Origin of the sequence: Vibrio sp. 10N.286.48.B8 (assembly GCF_003050085.1) — a bacterium.
Lineage (GTDB): Bacteria > Pseudomonadota > Gammaproteobacteria > Enterobacterales > Vibrionaceae > Vibrio > Vibrio crassostreae.
This window is the reverse complement of the sequence record NZ_PIGD01000058.1, coordinates 1-652: the sequence shown is the minus strand read 5'-3', so window position 1 is coordinate 652 and position 652 is coordinate 1. Positions and strand designations below refer to the sequence as shown.

The window sequence follows — 652 nt, the reverse complement described above, 5'->3', positions numbered from 1 at the left end:
TCATTAAAAGCTTAAGGGCTAATCCAATTTCGCTCGCCGCTACTTTCGGAATCTCGGTTGATTTCTCTTCCTCGGGGTACTTAGATGTTTCAGTTCCCCCGGTTTGCCTCCTGTTGCTATGTATTCACAACAGGATACTTACTTATGTAAGTGGGTTTCCCCATTCAGGAATCCCAGACTCAAAAGGTTATTACTACCTAATCTGGGCTTATCGCAAGTTATTACGCCTTTCATCGCCTCTGACTGCCAAGGCATCCACCGTGTACGCTTAGTCACTTAACCATACAACCCGAAAGGGTTTCTATTTGCTTTCACTTTAAAAAGTGAAGACGAATAAGCGTATGGCAACTAACCAAGGTTTTTGGTTGTCATTAAGAAGGGTTAATTCTCAATGACTGTTTGCCGGACTCAATGTGAATCAAACTAAGTTTGATTCGAATACAAGACACTTGAATGTGTTTGTTGTGTTTACCATAAAGGTAAACATTGAGAACTTTTAAATTTGATTGGATTACTCGTAAGTAATCAATCAGTCAGCTTTCCAAATTGTTAAAGAGCTAGATTTTTCTAATTAAAGAAATAACCATTTTTAAAGATTCTTAAGGAAGAACACTTAAAGATGGTGGAGCTATGCGGGATCGAACCGCAGACC

1 rRNA gene is annotated in these 652 nt (G+C 39.1%); it reads right to left on the bottom strand.

Annotation, left to right across the window (positions count from 1 at the left end):
• Positions 1-282, bottom strand: a 23S ribosomal RNA gene (locus CWO08_RS23830); the annotation flags it as partial.
• Positions 283-652: the final 370 nt, after the last annotated feature.